The organism is Priestia sp. 3CA3 (genome assembly GCF_056836725.1).
The window spans coordinates 546415-568754 of the sequence record NZ_JBXENJ010000001.1 but is presented as its reverse complement, the minus strand read 5'-3'; the positions used below and the strand labels follow the sequence as shown (position 1 = coordinate 568754).

The 22340-nt window shown below is 39.0% G+C and carries 23 protein-coding genes; all 23 read right to left on the bottom strand.

Annotation, left to right across the window (positions count from 1 at the left end):
• A complete protein-coding gene (locus AC1VNJ_RS02950) occupies positions 1 to 1101 on the bottom strand; it encodes a prephenate dehydrogenase (protein ID WP_482640297.1) in 1101 nt (366 codons plus the stop codon).
• A gap of 72 nt (positions 1102 to 1173) precedes the next feature.
• Positions 1174 to 2277, bottom strand: a complete 1104-nt coding sequence (hisC, locus tag AC1VNJ_RS02945) for a histidinol-phosphate transaminase (RefSeq protein ID WP_028411499.1) — start codon at positions 2275 to 2277, stop codon at positions 1174 to 1176.
• A 4-nt stretch (positions 2278 to 2281) separates the two neighbouring features.
• A complete protein-coding gene (trpA, locus tag AC1VNJ_RS02940) occupies positions 2282 to 3097 on the bottom strand; it encodes a tryptophan synthase subunit alpha (RefSeq protein WP_034270878.1) in 816 nt (271 codons plus the stop codon).
• On the bottom strand, positions 3084 to 4298 hold the full coding sequence (gene trpB, locus AC1VNJ_RS02935) for a tryptophan synthase subunit beta (RefSeq protein WP_045292887.1): 1215 nt from the start codon (positions 4296 to 4298) through the stop codon (positions 3084 to 3086). The genes trpA and trpB overlap by 14 nt, the downstream gene beginning before the upstream one ends.
• Positions 4295 to 4921, bottom strand: coding sequence for a phosphoribosylanthranilate isomerase (locus AC1VNJ_RS02930; protein ID WP_154991818.1), 627 nt, complete (start codon positions 4919 to 4921; stop codon positions 4295 to 4297). Before AC1VNJ_RS02930 ends, trpB begins: the two co-directional genes overlap by 4 nt.
• The gene (gene trpC / locus AC1VNJ_RS02925; protein ID WP_098112918.1) at positions 4911 to 5678 is read right to left on the bottom strand and encodes an indole-3-glycerol phosphate synthase TrpC; all 768 of its coding nucleotides are present in this window, start codon (positions 5676 to 5678) and stop codon (positions 4911 to 4913) included. The genes AC1VNJ_RS02930 and trpC overlap by 11 nt, the downstream gene beginning before the upstream one ends.
• Positions 5668 to 6693, bottom strand: coding sequence for an anthranilate phosphoribosyltransferase (gene trpD, locus AC1VNJ_RS02920; RefSeq protein ID WP_028411502.1), 1026 nt, complete (start codon positions 6691 to 6693; stop codon positions 5668 to 5670). The genes trpC and trpD overlap by 11 nt, the downstream gene beginning before the upstream one ends.
• Positions 6686 to 8200, bottom strand: a complete 1515-nt coding sequence (gene trpE, locus AC1VNJ_RS02915; RefSeq protein WP_028411503.1) for an anthranilate synthase component I — start codon at positions 8198 to 8200, stop codon at positions 6686 to 6688. Before trpE ends, trpD begins: the two co-directional genes overlap by 8 nt.
• Positions 8201 to 8483: 283 nt before the next feature.
• Positions 8484 to 9566 (bottom strand): 3-dehydroquinate synthase, encoded by a 1083-nt coding sequence (aroB, locus tag AC1VNJ_RS02910; RefSeq protein WP_028411504.1) that lies wholly within the window; start codon positions 9564 to 9566, stop codon positions 8484 to 8486.
• Positions 9566 to 10738, bottom strand: coding sequence for a chorismate synthase (aroC, locus tag AC1VNJ_RS02905; protein ID WP_028411505.1), 1173 nt, complete (start codon positions 10736 to 10738; stop codon positions 9566 to 9568). Before aroC ends, aroB begins: the two co-directional genes overlap by 1 nt.
• 134 nt (positions 10739 to 10872) lie before the next feature.
• Complete coding sequence (locus tag AC1VNJ_RS02900) at positions 10873 to 11655, bottom strand: CheR family methyltransferase (RefSeq protein WP_028411506.1); 783 nt, start codon at positions 11653 to 11655, stop codon at positions 10873 to 10875.
• A 211-nt stretch (positions 11656 to 11866) separates the two neighbouring features.
• Positions 11867 to 12316, bottom strand: coding sequence for a nucleoside-diphosphate kinase (ndk, locus tag AC1VNJ_RS02895; RefSeq protein ID WP_013059010.1), 450 nt, complete (start codon positions 12314 to 12316; stop codon positions 11867 to 11869).
• 115 nt (positions 12317 to 12431) lie between these two features.
• A complete protein-coding gene (gene hepT, locus AC1VNJ_RS02890; RefSeq protein WP_028411507.1) occupies positions 12432 to 13397 on the bottom strand; it encodes a heptaprenyl diphosphate synthase component II in 966 nt (321 codons plus the stop codon).
• Between the two features lie 81 nt (positions 13398 to 13478).
• Positions 13479 to 14183: a demethylmenaquinone methyltransferase gene (locus tag AC1VNJ_RS02885; RefSeq protein ID WP_013059012.1), complete on the bottom strand. Its 705-nt coding sequence runs from the start codon at positions 14181 to 14183 to the stop codon at positions 13479 to 13481.
• Positions 14184 to 14187: 4 nt separating this feature from the next.
• Complete coding sequence (locus AC1VNJ_RS02880; RefSeq protein ID WP_230624662.1) at positions 14188 to 14979, bottom strand: heptaprenyl diphosphate synthase component 1; 792 nt, start codon at positions 14977 to 14979, stop codon at positions 14188 to 14190.
• Positions 14980 to 15260: 281 nt separating this feature from the next.
• A complete protein-coding gene (mtrB, locus tag AC1VNJ_RS02875) occupies positions 15261 to 15491 on the bottom strand; it encodes a trp RNA-binding attenuation protein MtrB (RefSeq protein ID WP_028411509.1) in 231 nt (76 codons plus the stop codon).
• Positions 15492 to 15516: 25 nt separating this feature from the next.
• A complete protein-coding gene (folE, locus tag AC1VNJ_RS02870) occupies positions 15517 to 16083 on the bottom strand; it encodes a GTP cyclohydrolase I FolE (RefSeq protein WP_482640296.1) in 567 nt (188 codons plus the stop codon).
• A gap of 148 nt (positions 16084 to 16231) precedes the next feature.
• Positions 16232 to 16504, bottom strand: coding sequence for an HU family DNA-binding protein (locus tag AC1VNJ_RS02865; protein WP_013059016.1), 273 nt, complete (start codon positions 16502 to 16504; stop codon positions 16232 to 16234).
• Between the two features lie 373 nt (positions 16505 to 16877).
• On the bottom strand, positions 16878 to 18356 hold the full coding sequence (gene spoIVA, locus AC1VNJ_RS02860) for a stage IV sporulation protein A (protein ID WP_013059017.1): 1479 nt from the start codon (positions 18354 to 18356) through the stop codon (positions 16878 to 16880).
• Positions 18357 to 18585: 229 nt separating this feature from the next.
• Positions 18586 to 19308 carry a hypothetical protein gene (locus AC1VNJ_RS02855; RefSeq protein WP_033579749.1) on the bottom strand — a complete coding sequence of 241 codons (723 nt, stop codon included), beginning with the start codon at positions 19306 to 19308 and terminating at the stop codon, positions 18586 to 18588.
• Between the two features lie 24 nt (positions 19309 to 19332).
• A complete protein-coding gene (locus tag AC1VNJ_RS02850; protein ID WP_028411511.1) occupies positions 19333 to 19536 on the bottom strand; it encodes a DUF2768 domain-containing protein in 204 nt (67 codons plus the stop codon).
• A gap of 315 nt (positions 19537 to 19851) precedes the next feature.
• Complete coding sequence (locus AC1VNJ_RS02845; RefSeq protein ID WP_013059021.1) at positions 19852 to 20883, bottom strand: NAD(P)H-dependent glycerol-3-phosphate dehydrogenase; 1032 nt, start codon at positions 20881 to 20883, stop codon at positions 19852 to 19854.
• 17 nt (positions 20884 to 20900) lie between these two features.
• On the bottom strand, positions 20901 to 22211 hold the full coding sequence (gene der, locus AC1VNJ_RS02840) for a ribosome biogenesis GTPase Der (protein WP_014458340.1): 1311 nt from the start codon (positions 22209 to 22211) through the stop codon (positions 20901 to 20903).
• Positions 22212 to 22340 lie beyond the last annotated feature (129 nt).

Here is a 22340-nt window from a genome sequence, read left to right as displayed (position 1 = left end):
TTAAGAAATAAACGTCTGATATTGATGCTGATGGAGACACGCTCTTGCCCGCTTTCTATCTTCCTCTGTTTGAAAGCTCAAACGTAATACTCCGTATATATCTTCTCGTGTTTCTAAAATTCGAATGTTTGTAATACTGATTTCATCTTCTGCTAAATAACCGGTTACTTCTGAGATAATACCCGGATAGTCAGGAACATCCACATAGAGATCATAAAAGGATGGAATCGCTCCTTTGGTTCGTACAGGAAGCTGATCTCTAAATTGTTTCGCTTGTGAAAAATATGTATAGATATCATTCGCATCTTTTCGTTCGATCATATTTCGCACGTCGTTCATTTCTTCAAGCCAGTGGTCAAACATTGAAAGAAGCGCATCCTGGTTATGAAGCAAAATATCTCTCCACATAGCTGGACTGCTTGAAGCAATACGTGTAATATCACGAAACCCTCCAGCCGCAAGCTGCGAAACTAGCTGATTGTCTTGTTGGTAATATTCTGCTTGATGAACAAGGCTTGCAGCAATAATATGTGGAAAATGGCTAATGACACCTGCTAATTTATCATGTTCTTGTGGTGACATTACAATAATTTTAGCTTTTGTACCACTTAGCAATTCCTTTAAGCTGTTTAAAGCCTCCGAAGAAGTAGAAGATGAAGGTGTTAATACATACATTGCATTTTCAAATAAATGAGCTTTAGAAGCAGCTACTCCGCTTTTATGAGACCCCGCCATTGGATGACCCCCGATAAACTCAATGCCTTTAGAAATAAGAGCCTCGGCTGTCTTCACTACTTCTTCTTTTGTACTTCCTACGTCTGTTACGATGACAGACTGTTTGAGCGTAAAATGTTCGAACTGTTTTAGCACTTCCGCTGCTTGGGTGACTGGAATGGCAATAACAATATAATCCGCTTGCTCAGCGCCTTGTTGCAAAGAAGAAGCCGCTTGGTCAATTACGCCTAGAGTTTTAGCGAGCTCCAGCTGCTCTTGATTAATGTCAAAACCTATTACATCAAGATGATGATGCGTCTTTTTTATATTAAGTGCAAGAGATCCTCCAATTAATCCTAGGCCTATAACAAAAACATTTTCTTTCACTTTCCTTCACCTCATTGTGCATATGAAGATGAGAGTGTGAAATCACACTCTCATCTTTTACTATATTAGGTATTAAGCTTTCGCCGTTTCTTGGTTAACAAACTGCTGAAGCAATTCAATGATTTGTTCATTTTGTTCTTTTGTTCCCACCGTAATACGAACGGAAGTTGGGAAGCCTAATGCATTCCCTGAACGAACGATAAATCCGCGCTCCAATAAAAATTGAAACACTTCATCCCCTTGACGGCCAAAATCAATTAGAACAAAATTAGTGAAAGAAGGATAATAGTTTAAGCCATTCTTATCACAGAAAGCATAGTACTGCTGCAAACCTGCTTCATTTTTCTTTTTGCACTCTTCAATGAACGCTTGGTCTTCAAGAGCAACGATTGCTGCTTTTTGAGCCATGCGGCTTGTATTAAAAGGTTCGCGAGCCGGCTCAATTTTTTGTAGCAATGATTCGTTTGCAATACCGTAACCAATACGCAAAGAAGCTAAGCCGTATGCTTTTGAAAATGTGCGAAGTACAATTAAGTTTTCGTATTCATTCAAAAGCTCTACCGTATTCGGATAGTCGGCTTGATCTGCTGCATACTCAAAATACGCTTCATCCATAACGATTAACGTATGCTTAGGAACTTGCTTCATAAAGGAAATTAACTCATCGCCCTTCACATACGTTCCCGTTGGATTATTAGGACTGCATACCCATACAATTGTCGTATTTTCATCAATTGCACGAAGCATAGCATTTAAATCATGATCTCCGCCGCGCAGCGGTACTTCACGAATTTCTGCACCTTCAATTACGGCATTGTGCTTATATTGAGGAAATGATGGCGTTGGCATGACAGTGTTTGTATCAGCCGATAGTAAAGCTCGGCAAATAATTTGAATGACTTCATCAGACCCATTTCCAAAAATCAGCTGATCTTGATCTACACCTACGTGTTTTGCTACTGCTGCACGCAGTTCAGCTGCATAACCGTCTGGATAAAGCGCCATATTTTCAATTTCTGCAGCAATCGCCTCTTTTACTAAAGCAGAGCTGCCGTAAGGATTTTCATTGGATGCTAATTTTACAACGCGATCTAAATTAAATTCACGCTTCACTTCTTCAATTGGCTTACCTGGTTTATATGGAGATAAAGTTAGTAATTGTTCTTTTACTTTCACCGTGTTACACCTCGCATTTTTGTATAGGCGAAACGATGGATGCAACATACTCCTCAATTTGATTTAATCCGTCTCGACGTGTATCCTTATTTAAAAGAACTTGTTCAAGCTGGCCAATTTTATTAACAATTGCACTTCCGATTACAATGCCGTCGCTGTGTTCTTTTAATACCTCTACTTGTTCGCTTGTTGAAATCCCAAAACCGACGGCAACCGGTATAGAAGCTACTGCTTTCACATCTTCTAAAAAGGTGCCAATATCAGCCGGCAGCGTAGAGCGAACCCCAGTAACGCCTAAAGACGACACGCAGTATAAGAAGCCCGTTGCATCTGCAGCAATTTTTTGAATACGCTCTTTAGATGTAGGAGCAACCATTGAAATGTACGCAACTTCATTTTCAGCGGCAAGCTCCCGGATACGGCCACTCTCTTCGTACGGTAAATCCGGAATTAGCACTCCATCTATTTCATTTTCTCGCATTAACGCGAAAAAGGATTCTAAACCTAATTGTAACACAGGATTAAAATAGGTAAAGAGAATTACCGGTATTTTCACACCTTTTTTTCTCATCACCGATACAAGCTTAATAGCTTTTGAAATAGACATGCCGCCAGATAAAGCTCTTTTGGACGCCTCTTGAATAATTGGACCATCTGCTAAAGGATCGGAATACGGTACGCCCAGCTCTAAAATAGAAGCACCTTGCTTTTGCAAAGACAAAGCAATCTCCACCGTTGCATCTTCATGAGGATCTCCTGCTGTAATAAATGGAATAAATAATGTTTCATGTTTAGGTAGTCTCGCTTCAAACGTATTCATGTTCTTCTTCCTTCCCTTCTAGCAAGTTTACTAATGTATGAACGTCCTTATCTCCTCGACCTGATAAGCAAATTAAAATGGTTTCTTCTTTCGTCATGCTTTTAGCCAGTTCAAATGCTTTTGCCAGCGCATGGGCGGATTCGATAGCCGGGATGATTCCCTCCGTTTTCGCCAGCAGCTGAAGAGCTTCGATTGATTCATCATCCGTTACACTTTCATATTCTACTCGTCCAATAGATGAAAGGTGAGAATGCTCTGGACCGATACCCGGATAATCCAAACCTGCTGAAATAGAATAAGGCTCTGTAATTTGACCATTTTCATCTTGAAGTAAATACGTGAGCGTTCCATGAATAACACCTTTTGTGCCTTTAGCCATTTTAGCAGCATGAAGAGCTGTATTTAGTCCTTTCCCCCCTGCTTCTACTCCAATCAAGCGTACATTTTCTTCTTTAATAAAATCATAAAACATACCGATTGCATTACTGCCGCCTCCGACGCATGCCACGACAGCATTCGGAAGTTTTCCTTCTACCGCTGTAAACTGTTCTTTTGCTTCTTCTCCAATAATTTTTTGGAAATCTCGAACCATTTTAGGATAAGGATGCGGTCCAATTGCCGAACCAATTAAGTAAAAATGATCTTCACAGTGTTGAACCCAGTAGCGGATCGCTTCATTTGTTGCATCTTTTAGCGTTTTTGTTCCAGAAGTTGCAGGAATGACTTCCGCTCCTAGAAGCTTCATGCGAAAGACGTTCAACGCCTGACGTTCAATATCTTCTTCTCCCATGAATACTTTACATTCCATTCCGAACTTTGCAGCTACTGTAGCTGTGGCTACCCCGTGCTGACCCGCTCCTGTTTCAGCAATAATTTTTGTTTTGCCCATTCGTTTAGCAAGTAAAATCTGTCCAATGGCATTGTTGATTTTGTGAGCACCCGTATGATTTAAGTCTTCACGTTTTAAATAAATTTTTGCCCCGCCGAGTGTTTCGGTAATATTATCAGCATATGTTAAAGCCGTTGGTCGCCCTGAGTAATTGACGAGTAAGGATAGATACTCATCTTTAAATGCCGGATCTTTCATTGCTTCATTCAAAGCTGCTTCTACTTCTTCAAGTGGTTTCATTAATGTTTCAGGTACGTATTTTCCGCCAAATTCACCAAAGCGGCCAAATTCATCAGGGTGATTGTATGTCATAGTATGATCTTCCTTTCAATCTCTATAATTTTTGTATAGTCCTTCGTTCCATTTGTTTCAATACCGCCAGAAATATCAATCGCCCCAGGCTTGTAGGGTAACAAGTTCTCAATGTTAAAAGCATTGATTCCTCCAGCAATAAAGCATTTTTTACCTAACTTTTGTGCAGCTGATTCATACTGAGGAACGAAGCTCCAATCAAAAGCGACGCCCGTTCCTCCGAATTGTTCTTTAACCTTGCTGTCAATTACATAACCGTCAGCTTCTTCATATACATGCATTTGCTGCAGCGTATCTTTATTGTGCGGGAGTGCTTTCCATACTTCATATCCACGCTGCTTTAACTCACGTACTTCAGCAGCTGTTTCTTGCCCGTGGCACTGAATCACATCTAAATTTGTCACGGAGGCAATTTCAAGTATTTGATCCACCGGTGTATTGACAAATACCCCTACTAGCGAGACTTGTTTTTTTATTTCATCCGTTACAAACTCATTTACTCGTTCAGGCTTTACATATCGTTTACTTTTAGGGTAGAAAATAAAGCCAATGTGAGTAGCAGCCGACTTTTCGATTAAAGCTATATCTTGTTTTGATCGAATACCGCAGTACTTAATAAGCATATTCACTTTCCCCAAACAGCTTTTTAATCGCTTTGGTTTGATTATCCTGTCTCATAAGCGATTCTCCTACTAAAATAGCTTTTGCTCCGGCTTCTTTTACGTAGGAAACATCATCGTATAAGTAAATGCCGCTTTCACTTACTAAAAGCTGATCTTTCAGCACGTGCTTAGCGATTTCTTTTGTCTGCTGCACGCTGGTTTCAAACGTATGAAGATTTCGATTATTAATCCCGATAATCTTCGGTGTAAATACAGCTAACAGCTGTTCAAGCGTTTCTAAAGAATGCACTTCTACTAAACAATCTAACTCTTTTTCAGCAGCTTGAAGATAAAGCTCTTGCAATTTTAATGGTTCAAGTGCTTCTCCGATGAGTAAAATAGCATCGGCACCGATTCTTGCACTTTCTTCCACTTGAATGGAATCAATGATGAAATCCTTACGAAGCACAGGAATAGAGACATGCTGTTTAATATCACTTAAAAACGTTCGGTGTCCTTGAAAATAGTGCTGATCCGTTAACACAGACAAAGCATCTGCTTTTCCTTCCTCGTAGGCTTTAGCAATTTCCACAGGCTGAAAATTCTCCTTTATTAACCCTTTGGAAGGAGAGGCTTTTTTTACTTCTGCAATAAGAGCCAGCTCTCGATTTGGATTTGATAAAGCTTCTAAAAATGATCGTTTTGTAACATTTTGCTGTTCGGGTAACTGTAGGTTTTGAATTTCTTCTTTTTTTGTTTCAATAATTTTATTGAGCATGTTCAACCACCTTTTTCGATTTCAATCGTTGTAATTGCGTGTATGCAGCACCTGATTCAATTGTTTCTAAAGCTACAGCTACTCCTTCTTCAAAAGTAGAAACGTTTCCGCTAACGTAAATAGCTGCAGCAGAGTTCAACACGACTGCATTTTTAGCAGTTACATTACTTTTATTTAAAAATAGCGATTCAATGAGCTCTGCACTCGATTTCGCGTCTTCTACCACCAAGTCTTCAAGCTTCCCTCTCTGTAAGTGTACATCCTCTGGTGCAAGCGTATATTCTGTAATAACATTGTCTTGCACTTCTACAATATCCGTTACATCCGTAGCACTAATTTCATCCAAACCGTCCCTGCCCGCAACGAGAAGAACGTGGTTAGCTCCCAGTACAACAAGGGCTTCTGCTAATTTCCGTGCAAGCTCAATAGAGTAAACGCCAATTACTTGCTTTGTGCAATTAGTAGGGTTTGCTAACGGACCTAATGCATTAAAAACGGTTCTAAACCCTAATTCCTTTCGAGTAGCAGCAACGTGCTTCATAGCAGGGTGATAAAGCGGCGCAAATAAAAAGGACATGTTGAGGTCAGACACCGCATTTTTCACTTCTTTTTCATTTCCTTGAATCCATATATCCAGATGTTCTAACACGTCTGCACTTCCGCTTTTAGAAGACACCGCGCGATTCCCATGTTTCGCAACCTTTACTCCAGCAGCAGATGCCACAATCGCACTAGCCGTCGAAATATTAAACGTAGAGGCGCCGTCTCCTCCCGTACCGCACGTATCTACTACGTTTAATTCTTCTAGAGAAATAGCATTCATGTTGTTTTTCATACCCCGGACAAAACCAACAATTTCATCGACGGTTTCTCCTCGGTACGTTAAAATGGTTAGCACGCTAGCAATTTGAGCTGCCGGGACTTTACCGTTCATAATATCATTCATAATTTTTTCTGCTTCTTCTGCTGAAAGTGACTCGCCGCGCAAACACTTTTTCAACAATTCTTTAAACATATACATCCTCCTTTTTATCGTAGATGTCTTGAGCTAATTGAATTGTTTTAATTAAAGCGCTAGCTTTATTGCGGGTTTCTTTCCACTCAAGCTCCGGTTTTGAGTCAGCAACCACTCCTGCTCCAGCCTGTATATAAGCGGTTTGGTCTTTCAAAAGAATGGTACGAATTGCAATGCACGAATCAATGTTTCCATCAAATCCGAGATATGCTACGGTTCCTGCATATACATTTCGCGCAACTGGTTCAATTTCATTTAAGATTTGCATCGCCCGCACTTTTGGAGCGCCAGATACGGTACCCGCTGGAAATGCAGAAAGCAGCGCATCAATAGGATGTACTTTTTCATCTAGGCGTCCTGTCACTTTAGAAATCAAGTGCATGACGTGCGAAAAATTAACCTGCTGCATTAATACCGGCGTTTGGACACTTCCATACTGTGCAACTCGGCCGATGTCATTTCTTGCTAAGTCCACGAGCATATAGTGTTCTGCCCGCTCTTTTTCATCGTTAATTAAGTCTTCATACAAGCGCGCATCTTCTTCTGCATCTCTGCCGCGTCTTCTCGTTCCTGCAATTGGATGAATTTCTAAATGGCCGTTTTCAATTTGAATCAACCGCTCAGGGGAACTTCCAATCAATTCCACTCCCTTTACTTTCACGTAAAATAAATAAGGAGATGGATTAACTAATCGCAATACTCTGTAAATATCAAATCCAGCTACGGTCGTATCAATTTGAAATCTCTGCGACAATACGGCTTGAAAAACATCTCCGCTTTTAATGTATTCCTTAATTTTTTCCACATCTTGCACAAATTTATCTTTTTGGTATGACGATGTCACACCTTCAAAGCTAACTTCGCGCTGCTCGCTTTCAAACATCATCGGCTTTTCTTTCACCGTCTGCGCTATTCTTTCAACATATCGATTGATCTCTGCTAGAGCTTCATCATGTTTTTCTTTTTTCTGCTGTTCTTTATCTTGCTCATCAAGCTGAATGTAGTGAATCACCATAAGCTCTTTTGTTTGGTGATTATAAGCGAGCATCGTTTGACAATAGATAAAGTGAAAAGTAGGCATGTTCAAATCGTTTTGGGCATGTACGTTTACTTTTTCAATTTGCGATACTGCGTCGTAGCTGATAAATCCTACTGCTCCTCCTTTAAAAGGAAGTGCAAGGTCTGGTACTTTCACTTTCAGCTCTTGCTGAATTTTACAAAATACCTCTTTAAAGCTGTCTCCTTGCAGCACAGGTTGAAGCTGCTTGTTTTTTGCTAGATAGGTTCCGTTCTCTTCTTCTACATACAAAAACGGATTCAAGCCAATAAAAGAATAATTGGACCATGGTGATGATTCATCATTGCTTTCAAGCAAATATACAGCTTCATCTTTTACTTGCTGAAAAAGATCAACAGGTGTCATGCTATCGATAAATATTTTTTTTATGATTGGAATGGTTAAATACTTTGTAGAGTCTTCTAAAAAAGAAGTATACGTGTTCGTCATATCTTTCAATCCTCCATTTCATGGAGAATGAGAATAGATGAGGTTATATAAAAGAGGATATAATAAATAAACCCAAAGACACATCAAAAATGGGCCTTTGGGTATACGAATGGTAAAATTCACTCAACTAAACTCTGCTCAACTGTCTCATTCTCGTCTACCCTAATCTCAACTAAACTGTCTATTTTTTTCTCATAACTAAAATCTCTAAACTAACTTGTTACCAATTGTAGTACGTTTCAAATTCATTTGTCAACTACTATCTACTTGGCTTTTGAAGAAACTACGCTTGAAGCTCTTCATTCAGCAGCTTAAGAATCACTTCATCTTCTACTTGTTGAACAAAAGGTTTTCCTACGCCTTCAAGCAGTACCATATGAACATTGCTTGATTTGGACTTCTTGTCTGCTTTCATTCTCACGAGCAGCTTTTCAGCTGAAAGGTGGTTTGGAACAGACGTCTCATAGCCAAATTTTTCAAACCATTTCGCAATTTCAGCTACAGGGAACTCGCTTTTCCCAAGCGTATTGCTGACTTTCATAGCAAACAGCATCCCAATGGCTACGCCTTCTCCGTGACTGATTTGTCCATAGCCGCACTCTGCTTCGATCGCATGACCTAACGTATGTCCAAAGTTCAGGTGAGCGCGAACGCCAGCTTCTGTCTCATCTTCTTTTACAACAGATGCTTTGACTAAAATACCGCTTTGAATAGCATAAATTAATTTTTCATCTTGTAAATCAGTCAGCGATTGTATATTTTGCTGAAGCCATTCATAAAATGCTTCATCGTGAATAAAAGCATGTTTAATCACTTCTGCAAAACCAGAACGCCACTCTCTTTCAGGAAGCGTTTTAAGAAGATCAATGTCATAAACAACCGCTTCAGGCTGATAAAAAGCGCCAATCATATTTTTTCCAAGCTCATGATTAATGGCTACTTTACCGCCTACAGCACTATCGTGAGCAAGAAGCGTCGTTGGCACTTGAATAAACGAAACCCCTCTCATGTATGTAGCGGCTACAAATCCAGCTAAATCGCCAACTACCCCTCCGCCGAAAGCAATAACGAGCGCATTGCGGTCAAGCTGCTGCTCGAGTGCAAAAGTCTGACAATCGTAGTAATGTTGAAATGACTTTGCGTGTTCACCGCTTGGTACTACGTATTTAGCCACTTTAAACTGCGTCTCAATCGCTTTTACAACCGCTTCTCCATAATATGAATCTACAGCCGAATCAGTGATGATTAACACCGACGACAGATTAGGTTTTACACTCTCAATAATAGAAGGCAGCTTTTCAATTAATCCATTTCCTAAATAAAGAGGATATGTTTTGGATAAAGTTTGAATATCAATTTGCAACATTAAAACTCCCTCGCATGTACACGCATTTTCTCAATATTTTCAGCAATTAAATCAATTCGGTCTTGTCCAAACTGTTCGATTAGCGCATCAGCCAATTCCCAAGCTACAACGGCTTCTGCTACAACGCTTGCTGCCGGCACAGCACAGCTGTCTGAACGTTCGATGCTTGCCTCGAAGGCTTCTTTCGTTTCAATATCAACACTTTTTAACGGCTTGTAAAGCGTTGGAATAGGTTTCATTACACCGCGTACTACAATTGGCATACCTGTTGTCATGCCACCTTCAAAGCCGCCTAAGTTGTTTGTTTTACGGGTATATCCATTCTCTTCATCCCATAGAATTTCGTCATGAACTTCGCTTCCTGGTCTGCGAGCCGCTTCAAATCCAATCCCAAACTCAACGCCTTTAAATGCATTAATGCTCATAACAGCTGCAGCAATCTTCGCATCTAATTTACGATCGTAATGGACATAGCTGCCCACTCCTGCTGGCACGCCTTCAATAATAACTTCTACTACGCCTCCGATCGAATCGCCGTTTTTCTTAGCATCATCGATTGCTTGCATCATGTCTTTCTCAACAGCTGAGTCAAAACATCTTACTGGAGAAGCTTCAGTGACTTCTTGAAGTTCCTCTAAGCTTTTGTATTGAGGAGGATTTGCCTGTACGCCGCCAATTTCTAATACATGTCCAGCTACAGAAATCCCGAACTGAGCAAGGATTTGACGAGCCACAGCACCTGCTGCTACCCTTACAGTTGTTTCACGAGCTGAAGAACGTTCTAATACATTTCTCATATCGCGATGACCATATTTAATAGCGCCGTTTAAATCGGCATGCCCTGGTCTTGGTCTTGAGATTTTACGCTTTACTTCTTCTGATTCTTCTTCAGAAATTGGCTCGATGCCCATAATTTTTGTCCAGTGTTTCCAGTCGTTATTTTCTACCGCTAACGTAATAGGAGATCCTAGCGTATAGCCGTGGCGAACACCGCTTAAAATTTCCGCTTGATCTTTTTCAATTTGCATACGTCTTCCGCGACCATGACCTTTTTGTCTTCGCGCTAAATCTGTATTGATGTCTTCGGCTGTTAAAGGAAGTCCTGCGGGAACACCCTCTAAAATAGTAGTCAACTGTGGACCATGTGATTCTCCTGCTGTTAAATATCGCATAATCGTACCTCCGCTTAATATGTATTATTCGTCAGAATTTTTCCATTTTTAAATATGACTATACCATACTATAACATAAGAATATATAAAAAGTTTCACCTCAGCTTGTAAGAAATCGCTTCAGGTTATCTCAATTAAATGGTCTTTACTTTTCTGTAAAAAAACGTATCAGCCGTTTCAAACCCATACTTTTGCGGAGTGAAAATCTGCTCTGTGCTCCCTACAAATAAGATGCCTCCAGGTGCTAAAGCTCTGCTAAACTTTTCATATAAAGCATGCTTTGCTTCATCGGTAAAATAAATAAGCACGTTTCGACAAACAATCAAGTCAACGTTTTTAGGAAAAGAGTCTGACAGTAAGTTATGTTTTTGAAAAATAACTGTTTTTTTGATTTTTTCATCTAATAAGTACCCGGTTCCTCTTTGTTGAAAGTACTTATTTTTCATCGAAACAGGCATTTCCTGAAGTGAACGTTCATCATAAAAGCCTATTTTTGCTTTTTCTATCACTTTTTCATCCAGATCGGTCGCCAATATAGAAATACGCGAAAGCGGAAAAAATGTTGATAAAACCATCGCTAGTGTATACGGCTCTTCCCCTGTTGAACAGGCAGCGCTCCACACTTTCAGATCTGTTTTTCCTTTTACAAGAGTCGGTAAAATTTTTTGCTCCAATATATCCCACCGCTGATAGTTGCGATAAAACTCTGACACGTTAATCGTCATCCGATCTAAAAACTCCTCAAGCAGTTCGTTGTTACTGTTCATTGCTCGATAATATTCAAAAAAACTAGAAAAACCTTTTTTTTCATACAGCGAGGTGAGGCGGCGGTGCATTTGAGACTGCTTATATAGTGATAAATCAATGCCTGTTTTTGTTTTTATTTTCTCCACAAACGCGTCGTATTCATCTATCATTTTTGACTCTCCTTTCTCATTCCTATACGTTTATGTTAGACGTATAAAGAAATAAAACCTTTATATACGCTTATCTTCTTATTAATATATCGGAATACATTATGAAAATGTTTATGCGGGGAAATCTTTGCACTTAATAGCCTAGAAGCCTATTTATACACACAATAAAAAAGACGAATGAAAATTCATTCGTCTTTTTGCGCTATCTAAATTAGTAAATCCAAGCGTCTGCGTCTTTTTTATAGAAAGTCAGCTCTTCACTTTCAAAGAATAAGCTGATTTCACGCTCCGCACTTTCTGGTGAATCTGAGCCGTGAATAATATTCTTATCCACAATCAGTCCATAATCACCTCGAATAGTTCCAGGAAGCGCTTCTTGAGGGTTAGTTTTCCCCACCATTTGACGTGATACTGAAATCACGTTTTCACCTTCCCATACCATAGCAAAAACTGGACCTGATGTGATAAATTTCACTAACTCACCGAAGAAAGGTTTCTCTTTATGTTCACCATAGTGTGTTTCAGCTAATTCCTGCGAAATATGCATAAGCTTAGCTCCAACTAATTGAAAACCTTTTTTCTCAAAGCGAGAAATAACCTCACCAATAATGCTTCTTTGTACCCCGTCTGGTTTGACCATTAAAAACGTTTTTTGTATCATTTTACTCTCCACCCCTGAAGTTCATGATATGTAAACAAGTTTTGAAAGCGCAATCACACCTCATGAAGATATTAACATTGTTTCGAGCAGTTTACAACTTATGAAAGTAAATAAATCAAAATTTCCGTTTTCCAATGTACTTCGCAATTTGATGCAGCGTTTTTTTCGCCTTGTTTGGCGGCAGTTCTTCTAAAATGCTCATCGCTTTTTGCAGATAACGATCGCTCATCTCAAATGAACGTTCAATGGCGTTAGAAGATTTAATATCAGAAATAATTTCATCGATCAGCTCTTGCTCATATTCCCTCTCGAAAAGCTGTTCTACTTTATCTCGAAACTCAGCATTTTCAATGGCATACAAAACTGGCAGCGTAATATTTCCTTGCAGTAAGTCGCTGCCAACTGGTTTCCCAAGCTGTTCTTCTGATGAGATAAAATCTAAAATGTCATCCGTAATTTGAAATGACATTCCCACGTAATATCCAAACCAAAATAAACGTTTATGTATATCTTCAGGAGCTCCCGCTGCAATTGCGCCTAACTGACAGCTTGCAGCAATTAGCAGTGCCGTTTTACGTTTAATTCTACGCAGATACACGCGTAAGTTTTGGTTTAGGTTGTATTTGTCCTTAATCTGTTCAATTTCACCGAGCGTTAATTCCACCATCGTATTAGATAAAATTTTATGTGCTTCCACATCTTTAACCTCACTCATAACTTCAAGTGCACGAGCAAAGATGTAATCCCCTGTATACATAGCAATACGATTGTCCCATTTTGCCTTAATTGTTGGTTTTCCCCGTCGCTTATCAGCGTCATCAATAACATCATCATGAACAAGAGACGCCATATGAATCAGCTCAAGCGCTACTGCCACATGTTTGATTTGGTCGATATTGTAATGCCCAAATTTAGCTGCCAACAAAACAAATACAGGGCGAATTCGTTTCCCCCCTGCTTGTAAAAGGTGAAGAGAAGCATCTGTGATAAGTGTTTCATCGGTATGAACAGTTTGTTCAAGTTCTTTCTCAATAAGGGTAATATCCGTATTCAAAAAAGCGTACATCATTTTTAGTTTCATTGGACTCACCTTGCATTATATATTCATTCTTTACTCCTTATCCTACAGGCTGTTGCACCTGTAGGACAAGCTTTTTCTCTTTTATCGTTTGTACCCTAGATGCATCGCCGCTACTCCACCTGTGTAAGATTTCACTTCAACATCTGTCAAACCGGCTTCACGGAACATATCAGCCAATTGCTTTTGACCTGGAAAGTCCCTAGCTGACTCTTGAAGCCATGAATATTCATCATAGCTTTTAGCGACCATCTTTCCAAGCGCAGGCATAATATACTTAAAATAAAGCAAGTACATTTGTCGGTAACCAATCATCGTTGGCTGAGACGTTTCAAGGCAAACCACTTTTCCGCCAGGTTTCACGACGCGCTGCATTTCCTTTAAAACTTGAAGGTAATCGGGCACGTTGCGCAGTCCGAATCCAATCGTTACATAGTCAAATGAATTATCTTCAAAAGGAAGCTCCATTGCATTGCCATGTAGTAAAGTAATATTTGAAAAAGGTGAGTTTTTTACTTTCTCTTCACCAATCTTTAGCATATTTTGACTAAAATCCAGGCCAACTGCCTCTCCTGTTTCTCCAACTGCTTCAGCCATAGCTAGCGTCCAATCCGCAGTTCCGCAACAAACATCTAAAGCTTTTGTTCCTTTTTGAACATTCATTCGCTTCATCGTATCTTTGCGCCATGCCTTATGACGCTGAAAACTAATAACAGAATTCATTTGATCATAATTTTTGTATATTTTTTCAAATACGCCATGGACACGCTGTTCTTTTGATTGCTGCATATCTCTATCCTTCTCCTACGACATTTTTCAACACTTCTAAGCTAGATGTAAGTTCATCTAAGTGCTCTCTTAAAAACTCATTCATCGCAAATTCACTTCGCAAGTACCCTCTAACAATATTTACAGACTGTTGAGTATACGAATAAAGGTATTCTTTTATTTGTTCTTGATTCATGCCAATTTGTTTGCAATAGTTTAGCAAGAGAGTAGGCTCTTTATGCTGTAATGACTTTAATTGCTTTAATATCCCATTCAAATACGCTGCATGTTTTAAAAGTTCTTTCCACTCTTCACGTTCAAAATAGTCACATAAGCATCTTACAAACGATGATTCTGCTGCTAAAAAACTATTCATAACGTCGTGTGGATTAGTAGAGCGATTGTTATAAATGTGTATCTTAGCGATATTAATTTCTTTAATAGCAGATGCTATAACTTTCATTAAATTCAGCTGGCTGCTTTGAGCTAAATAGTAATAGTACAGGCCGCTGTAATAATCTCCGGCCAAAACTACCAGCTGCCTCTCATGCAGCTTCCCTTCATTTCCGCTAACATTTTGAGTGGAGACTAGATCGTGGGTATCAAGTGCGGTTTGAACGAGCATCACAGATAGCACAGAGCTGTTCTTTTTTTCTTCTTCCATTGAAAGAGTATCTAAGAACGAACACATGTACAGTAATCTATTTTCATCAATACGCGGATGATGAATATATTTTTTTACATATGGATGACTTAATTCAACATGAAGCTGTTCTTTCATGTTGGCCACAATATCATAGATGGTTTTTACGCTCATCATCCTTGTCTCCCTTTCCATCACTATTTGTTTAAAGTTCTTTTAACTCCAAATCGATAGTGTCAATTATAACATAATTACATTATAAAATATCCTTTAAATTCTTTTGAAGCTTTTTCACGGTTTAAATCCTTTAGCTGCTCATCCGCTTGAACACCGTTCATCTACATACCATCTTGATTTCTTAGACAGTAATTTAAGATATTGCTTTTAGTTTCACCATGTTTTTCCTGTTCTTATTCATTTATTTTAAATATAAATAAAAGCAGGAAAATCCCTGCTTATTTTTTCGTATCGGATTCAATTTCTCCGTGAACAGTCTGAACGACGGCTTTGCCACGAATTTTAATTGCGGATGTATGCTCAGTAAACTGCGCAATCATCACTTCGCCTTTATCTAGTTTTTCTGAATGATGAAATCGCGTATCTGCTCCTCGCGTTAAGCCAATTACGTTAACTCCATCTTCGACCGCTTTAATGACAATATACTCTGGCGTTCCTTTTTGTGTCATATTCTCTTCTCCTTCATCATCCACATTATGATTTAATCAATGATAAAACTTCAGCTCTAGAACTTGCATCGTGTTCTAACACTCCACGCACAGCAGAAGTGATTGTCATAGCCCCAGGCTTTTTAATGCCTCGCATGGTCATACACATGTGCTCTGCTTCCACTACTACCATTACCCCGTGCGGCTCTAATATTTCTACAATAGAATCCGCCACTGTAGATGTAATTCTCTCCTGAAGCTGAGGACGTTTCGCAACAGCCTCTACCGCTCTTGCCAGCTTACTTAAACCGGTCACTCGTCCGCCTTTTGGAATATACGCAACATGAGCTTTTCCGTAAAAAGGCACTAAGTGGTGTTCACACATAGAGTAAAAAGGAATATCTTTTACAAGCACTAGCTCTTCATGATCTTCTCCAAAAACTGTTTTAAAATGCTCTTTTGGATCTTCATTCAACCCGGAAAAGACTTCCTCATACATTTTAGCTACTCGCTTTGGTGTATCTAATAATCCTTCACGGTTTGGATCTTCGCCAATTGCTTCTAAAATTAGTCTCACAGCTTGTTCGATCTGTGGTTTATTTACAGATGACATGTTGTTGCCCTCCAATTCGTTGCATTACGACTTTATGAAAAAAATTCTAGCATATGTATATACCAAAGGCAAAAAAGAAAGGTCGCAAATGTGCGACCTTTCAAAGCTCTTCATCAACGGCTATGAATAAAGCCATTTTATGTAGATATTATTTTACAGCATCTTTAAGAGCTTTACCTGGTTTGAATGCAGGAACTTTGCTAGCAGGAATTTCGATTTCTTCGCCAGTTTGTGGATTGCGTCCTTTACGAGCAGCACGTTCACGTACTTCGAAGTTACCAAAACCGATAAGTTGAACTTTGTCCTCAGCTTTTAAAGCTTCTAAAATTGTATCGAAAACAGCATCAACTGCTTTTGTAGCATCCTTTTTTGAAAGCTCACTTGCTTCTGCAACAGCATTAATTAATTCTGTCTTGTTCATGCCATTCACCTCCTCCCAAAATCGGATCATATAATAACTAAAAACCTTGTTAGAAAAGGAATCTAGTAATTCGTTATATCTCATTCTTTAACAAAACAAATGGATATTATACATAACCTGTGTATCGACAAGCCTAATCATAAACGATTGAACTAAATAATTCAATGTTTTTCATTCATCTGCCGTATGTATGTAGTGAAAACAGTATGATCGATCGATTTCTGTTAAAAGATTAACATATTGAACAAGGCATAGCAAGCAGAAAATAACGCAGGAATAGGATAACCACGCGATCTATCACAATATATGTAAAGTTTTGTATGATCTATCCAAAAAGAAGAGGCTCCTTTATGAGGAGCCTAACCTTATATTCTTATAAAATAATCGCGATTAAACCTCCAGATCCTTCGTTAATAATCCGTTCTAGCGTTTCTTTTAACTTATATCGCGCATTTTCAGGCATCAGCGACAGCTTTCCTTGAATCCCTTCTCTTACGATTGAACTTAGAGAGCGGCCAAATATATCTGAATTCCAAATTGAAAGCGGATCATCTTCAAAGTCTTGCATCAAATAACGAACTAATTCTTCGCTTTGCTTCTCCGTTCCGATAATCGGCGCAAATTCTGATTCCACATCCACTTTAATCATGTGTATAGAAGGTGCCACTGCTTTTAAACGAACTCCAAAACGCGATCCTTGGCGAATAATTTCAGGTTCATCAAGGCTCATATCTGAAAGCGAAGGTGCAGCTACACCATAACCCGTTTGCTTAACCATGCGAAGTGCATCAGAGACTTGATCATACTCGGTTTTTGCATGCACAAAGTCTTGCATTAACTGCAGCAAATGATCTCTTCCGCGAATTTCTACTCCCACGATTTCTTTCAAAATCTGATCATATAAGTCATCTGGAGCGTATAAGTCAATTTCGGCAATCCCCTGCCCCATCTCAATTCCGGCTAATCGAGCCTGATCGATAAACTCAAACTGGCTAAATTGCTCTACTACCCGTTCAACGTCTCTCAGTCTCTTAATATCTTTTACCGTTTCTTTAACGGCTTCTTGATAGCTTTCACGCAGCCAATGTTTATCTTTTAAAACCATTACCCAGCTTGGTAGATTAACGTTGACTTCTAATACAGGGAACTCGTATAGTGCTTCTCTTAATACGTTCATCACATCAGTATCGCGCATGCTTTCCACACTCATCGCTAATACTGGGATATCATATTTTTCATTAAGCTTTGCACGAAGCTTTTCTGTATCAGGATGATATGGCTGTACGGTATTAATAACCATGATAAAGGGTTTGCCTACTTCTTTTAGCTCATTAATGACGCGCTCTTCTGCTTCCACGTAATCTTGACGAGGTATATCTCCAATTGAGCCATCTGTTGTAATGACGACACCAATCGTTGAGTGTTCTTGAATGACCTTTCTCGTTCCAATTTCAGCCGCTTCGTGAAATGGAATTGGTTCTTCATACCAAGGTGTATTGATCATTCGAGGTCCATTTTCATCTTCGTACCCTTTAGCGCCTGGCACTGTATATCCTACACAATCTACTAACCGTATGTTAACTTCTAGCCCGTCATCTACCAAAACATTGACTGCTTGATTCGGTACGAATTTTGGCTCAGTTGTCATAATCGTTTTTCCAGCTGCACTTTGTGGTAGTTCATCTTGTGTGCGAGCTCTTTCTGCCTCGTTCTCGATGTGAGGCAGGACCACCAGCTCCATAAACTTTTTAATAAATGTAGATTTTCCTGTTCGAACTGCTCCCACCACACCTAAATATATATCGCCTCCTGTACGTTCAGCGATATCTTTAAATACATCCACCTTTTCCAAAAGATCCCCTCCGATCTATGAGTTCATGGAATATGACATCCATTGCGAGAGTAAATTAGGACACTATATAGTTATGACGTTGTCCTATTAAAATATGACTTTTGATAGAAAAATTTATGATTTTTTTCATGCACATGCTGACTTAGTCATTCTGATTTTCATTATTGGTGTACAAGAAAGAGAAAACCCCTTCTCTCTGAATATTATTCAAGGAGAAGGGGTTCATGACTTATTTTTTAAAAAATATTGGTTCATTCTTATCGTTAACTGTATAAGGAAGAGAGTAAGCAGGTACAAAATCACTGTTTTCCACAAGGAGCTTTCGGATATCTTCACCCGGTTTGTAGGAGCTTTTATGCTTTTGAATGGCATCATACAAATCAGGACGATAATCTACAAATACATCTCCCTGCCCATTAACAATTAAAGAAAGACTATTCCCTGTATACGGGCTAGTAACGACAGGGGGTTCTTTCATATTCAATTTCTTATAGTTAATAGAGAATACGCCGGGAGCGATGACGTCTTTAAACGGTACGTACCCTTTATGGTTTTGACGGTATATATTCAAATGTACATTAACATCTTGAATCGTATCCGCCATCCGTAAGTCTAATAATTTAACCGTGGGCTTTGTTTCTGCATCCACAAGCACGTACGCAAATATCCCTCCGCTTTCATACGAATTCCCAGGTGCGTCTTGCATGTATCTAGGAACAATTTTTGTAAAGTCAATCGGATATTTTTGATAAATCGGCGTGTCCATATCTTTCGTTTTTATCGGCAATAAGCCTCCGCTTTCTTCTTTAAATTGATCAACGGCCGTTTGTACGGAAGCAACTTGATCTTTATAAGGAACTTGATTTTGAGACATTCTTTCCGTCGGGTATAAACAACCGGATAATACAAAAATGGTTAACCCAACCATAGACGTTAGCATGAATTTTTTCATTTTCCTCACCCTACCATATGTACATTAAGCATCTGTCGGACCGCTGAATACAACAATTACCATAATAAGACCTGCTACAATCATGAGCGAATAGGCAATGAAAGCGAGTACAATTTTACCAACACGGTTCGTGATTTTATAACGACTAAAGTAAATAGAAAATACCGCAATAAACATAAATACAATGGAACCCAATGAAATCCACATCTTTAACAAACCTGGCGACAAATTGCATCCACTCCTTTTTTCACCGTTATTATAACATAAGGACTTATAGTTAAGACGGATATTAATAGAACTTTCTAAATTAACTATTTATTCACCTTCCATTGATTTACGCTCTATAGTAATTACTTTCCTATTAAATTGACAAATTCCTGCTTTTTCACATAAAAAAAATCGAAGCGAAGGGGGCTCTTCGCTTCGACCGTAACTAAATATTCCCATACTAACAGTTCTACTCATCTTTATTTACACGTTATTTTATGCAAGTAAATGATTTTGGGTATCACCAATTGCCTATTTTTTCATATTTCTTTGCACTTAATTTAATTTTTCTCCTAAAACATTCGCTAAATCTTCCATTTCATGTGTTTTAGTACGAGACATAAGCGCGTCTACTGCATCTTTTGCCTTCACATCATTAAACAGTACATTATATAAAGCATCAGCAATCGGCATTTTTACGTCGTATTTTTGAGATAGCTGGTAAGCTGCTTTCGTCGTGCGTACACCTTCTACAACCATTCCCATATTTTCTAATACTTCGTCTAAATTTTTGCCTTTTCCAAGAAGATTACCAGCGCGCCAATTTCGAGAATGAACGCTTGTACACGTTACAATCAAATCTCCAATCCCGGTTAAACCTGAGAACGTCAGAGGATTGGCACCAAGCACCGTACCTAAACGAGCGATTTCAGCTAAGCCACGAGTCATAAGAGCGGCCTTCGCATTGTCACCATATCCAAGTCCATCCGTGATACCAGCAGCAAGAGCAATAATATTTTTTAACGCTCCCCCAATTTCCACACCAATCACATCAGGATTTGTATAAACACGGAAGTACTGTTGATTATTAAATAAATCCTGTACTTTTTCTGCTGCTTGTATATTTGTTGAAGCTGACGTCACGGTTGTCGGCTGCCTTCTACTTACTTCTTCAGCATGACTCGGGCCTGATAAGACAACGATGTCTTTTGTATCAATTTCTTGTTGAATCATTTGAGATATACGTAAAAGAGAATCCGGTTCAATTCCTTTACTTACGTGAACAATTGTAAACAGTTCATCGGTAAGGGATTTTAGCTGTTGCAACACTTCACGAATGGCCTTCGTTGGAACAGCTAAAATAAGAGTTTCAACACCCTCTATTGCCTTTTCTAATGACGTAAAACCTTTAATCTGATGAGGAAGCTCTACACCAGGCAGATATTTTTCATTCTGATGCGTCTCGTTGATTTGATCAATGACTTGTTGTCTATGTCCCCAAATGCGAACATCGTGTCCATTTTCCGCCAATACGAAAGCTAATGCAGTTCCCCAACTCCCTGCTCCTAGTACAGCTATTCTTTCCACGCCGATCACATCCTCTGTTATTTTCTTGGTCTTGCAATAATTTTAATTGGAGTTCCTTCGAATCCAAAAGCTTCACGAAGCTTATTTTCTAAGAAACGTTTATATGAAAAATGCATTAGCTCAGGATCATTTACAAACACAACAAAAGTTGGCGGCTTGATTGCTACTTGAGTTGTGTAATAGATTTTTAAGCGGTTGCCGTTGTGAGTAGGCGTAGGGTTCATTGCTACTGCATCCATAATTACATCGTTTAAGATGCTTGTTTCTACACGTACCGCATGGCTTTCGCTTGCAAGATCAATCATTGGCAATAGCGTATGCGTACGTTTTTTCGTTTTAGCTGAAAGGAATACAATTGGAGCATATGTTAAGAACTGAAAATGCTCGCGTATATTTTCTTCAAATTTTTTCATTGTTTTTTCATCTTTTTCTACTGTATCCCATTTGTTCACAACAATGACGACAGCTTTTCCAGCTTCTTGTGCATAGCCAGCAATTTTCTTATCTTGTTCAATAATACCCTCTTCAGCATTTAATACAATTAAGACAACGTCTGAGCGTTCAATTGCCTTTAATGCGCGAAGTACGCTGTATTTTTCAGTACTCTCGTACACTTTTCCACGCTTTCTCATTCCAGCTGTATCAATAACAACATATTCTTGATCTTCTTTTGTAAACTTCGTATCAATAGCATCGCGTGTCGTACCGGCGAGATCACTGACAATAACACGATCTTCACCTAGAAGAGCATTAACTAATGAAGATTTCCCTACGTTAGGACGACCAATCAATGAAAATTTAATGACTTCTTCTCCGTAGTCTTCGTCTTTTTCTTTTGGAAAATGCTTAGCTGCCTCGTCTAACAGGTCACCTAAACCTAAACCATGGGTTCCTGAGATTGGGAACGGTTCTCCATATCCTAGTGCGTAGAAATCATAGATTAATTCTCTCATTTCAGGATTATCTACTTTATTAACGGCTAGGACGACGGGCTTTTTGGATTTGTATAAAATTTTCGCCACTTCTTCATCAGCTGCAGTAATTCCATCGCGTCCATTCACTAGAAAAATGATTACGTCCGCTTCATCAATTGCAATTTCTGCCTGCTGTTTGATCTGTTCTAAAAATGGCTCATCTCCAATATCAATACCGCCAGTATCAATAATGTTAAAGTCCAAATTCAGCCACTCACCTGAACTATAGATACGATCACGAGTTACACCCGGAATATCTTCTACAATAGATACTCGCTCTCCTACAATTCGGTTGAAAATTGTTGATTTTCCTACGTTGGGACGACCAACAATCGCAATAATTGGTTTTGGCATACGATTCTTCCCTTTCCTTGATCTTTTTTATGTATCGGCAACCAGTCTTTAATCGACTAAAGGTATTTATCTACATGTACAAATAAATAAGATCATTCGTTTTTCAAAAATTGAGGCCATGCAGCGTGG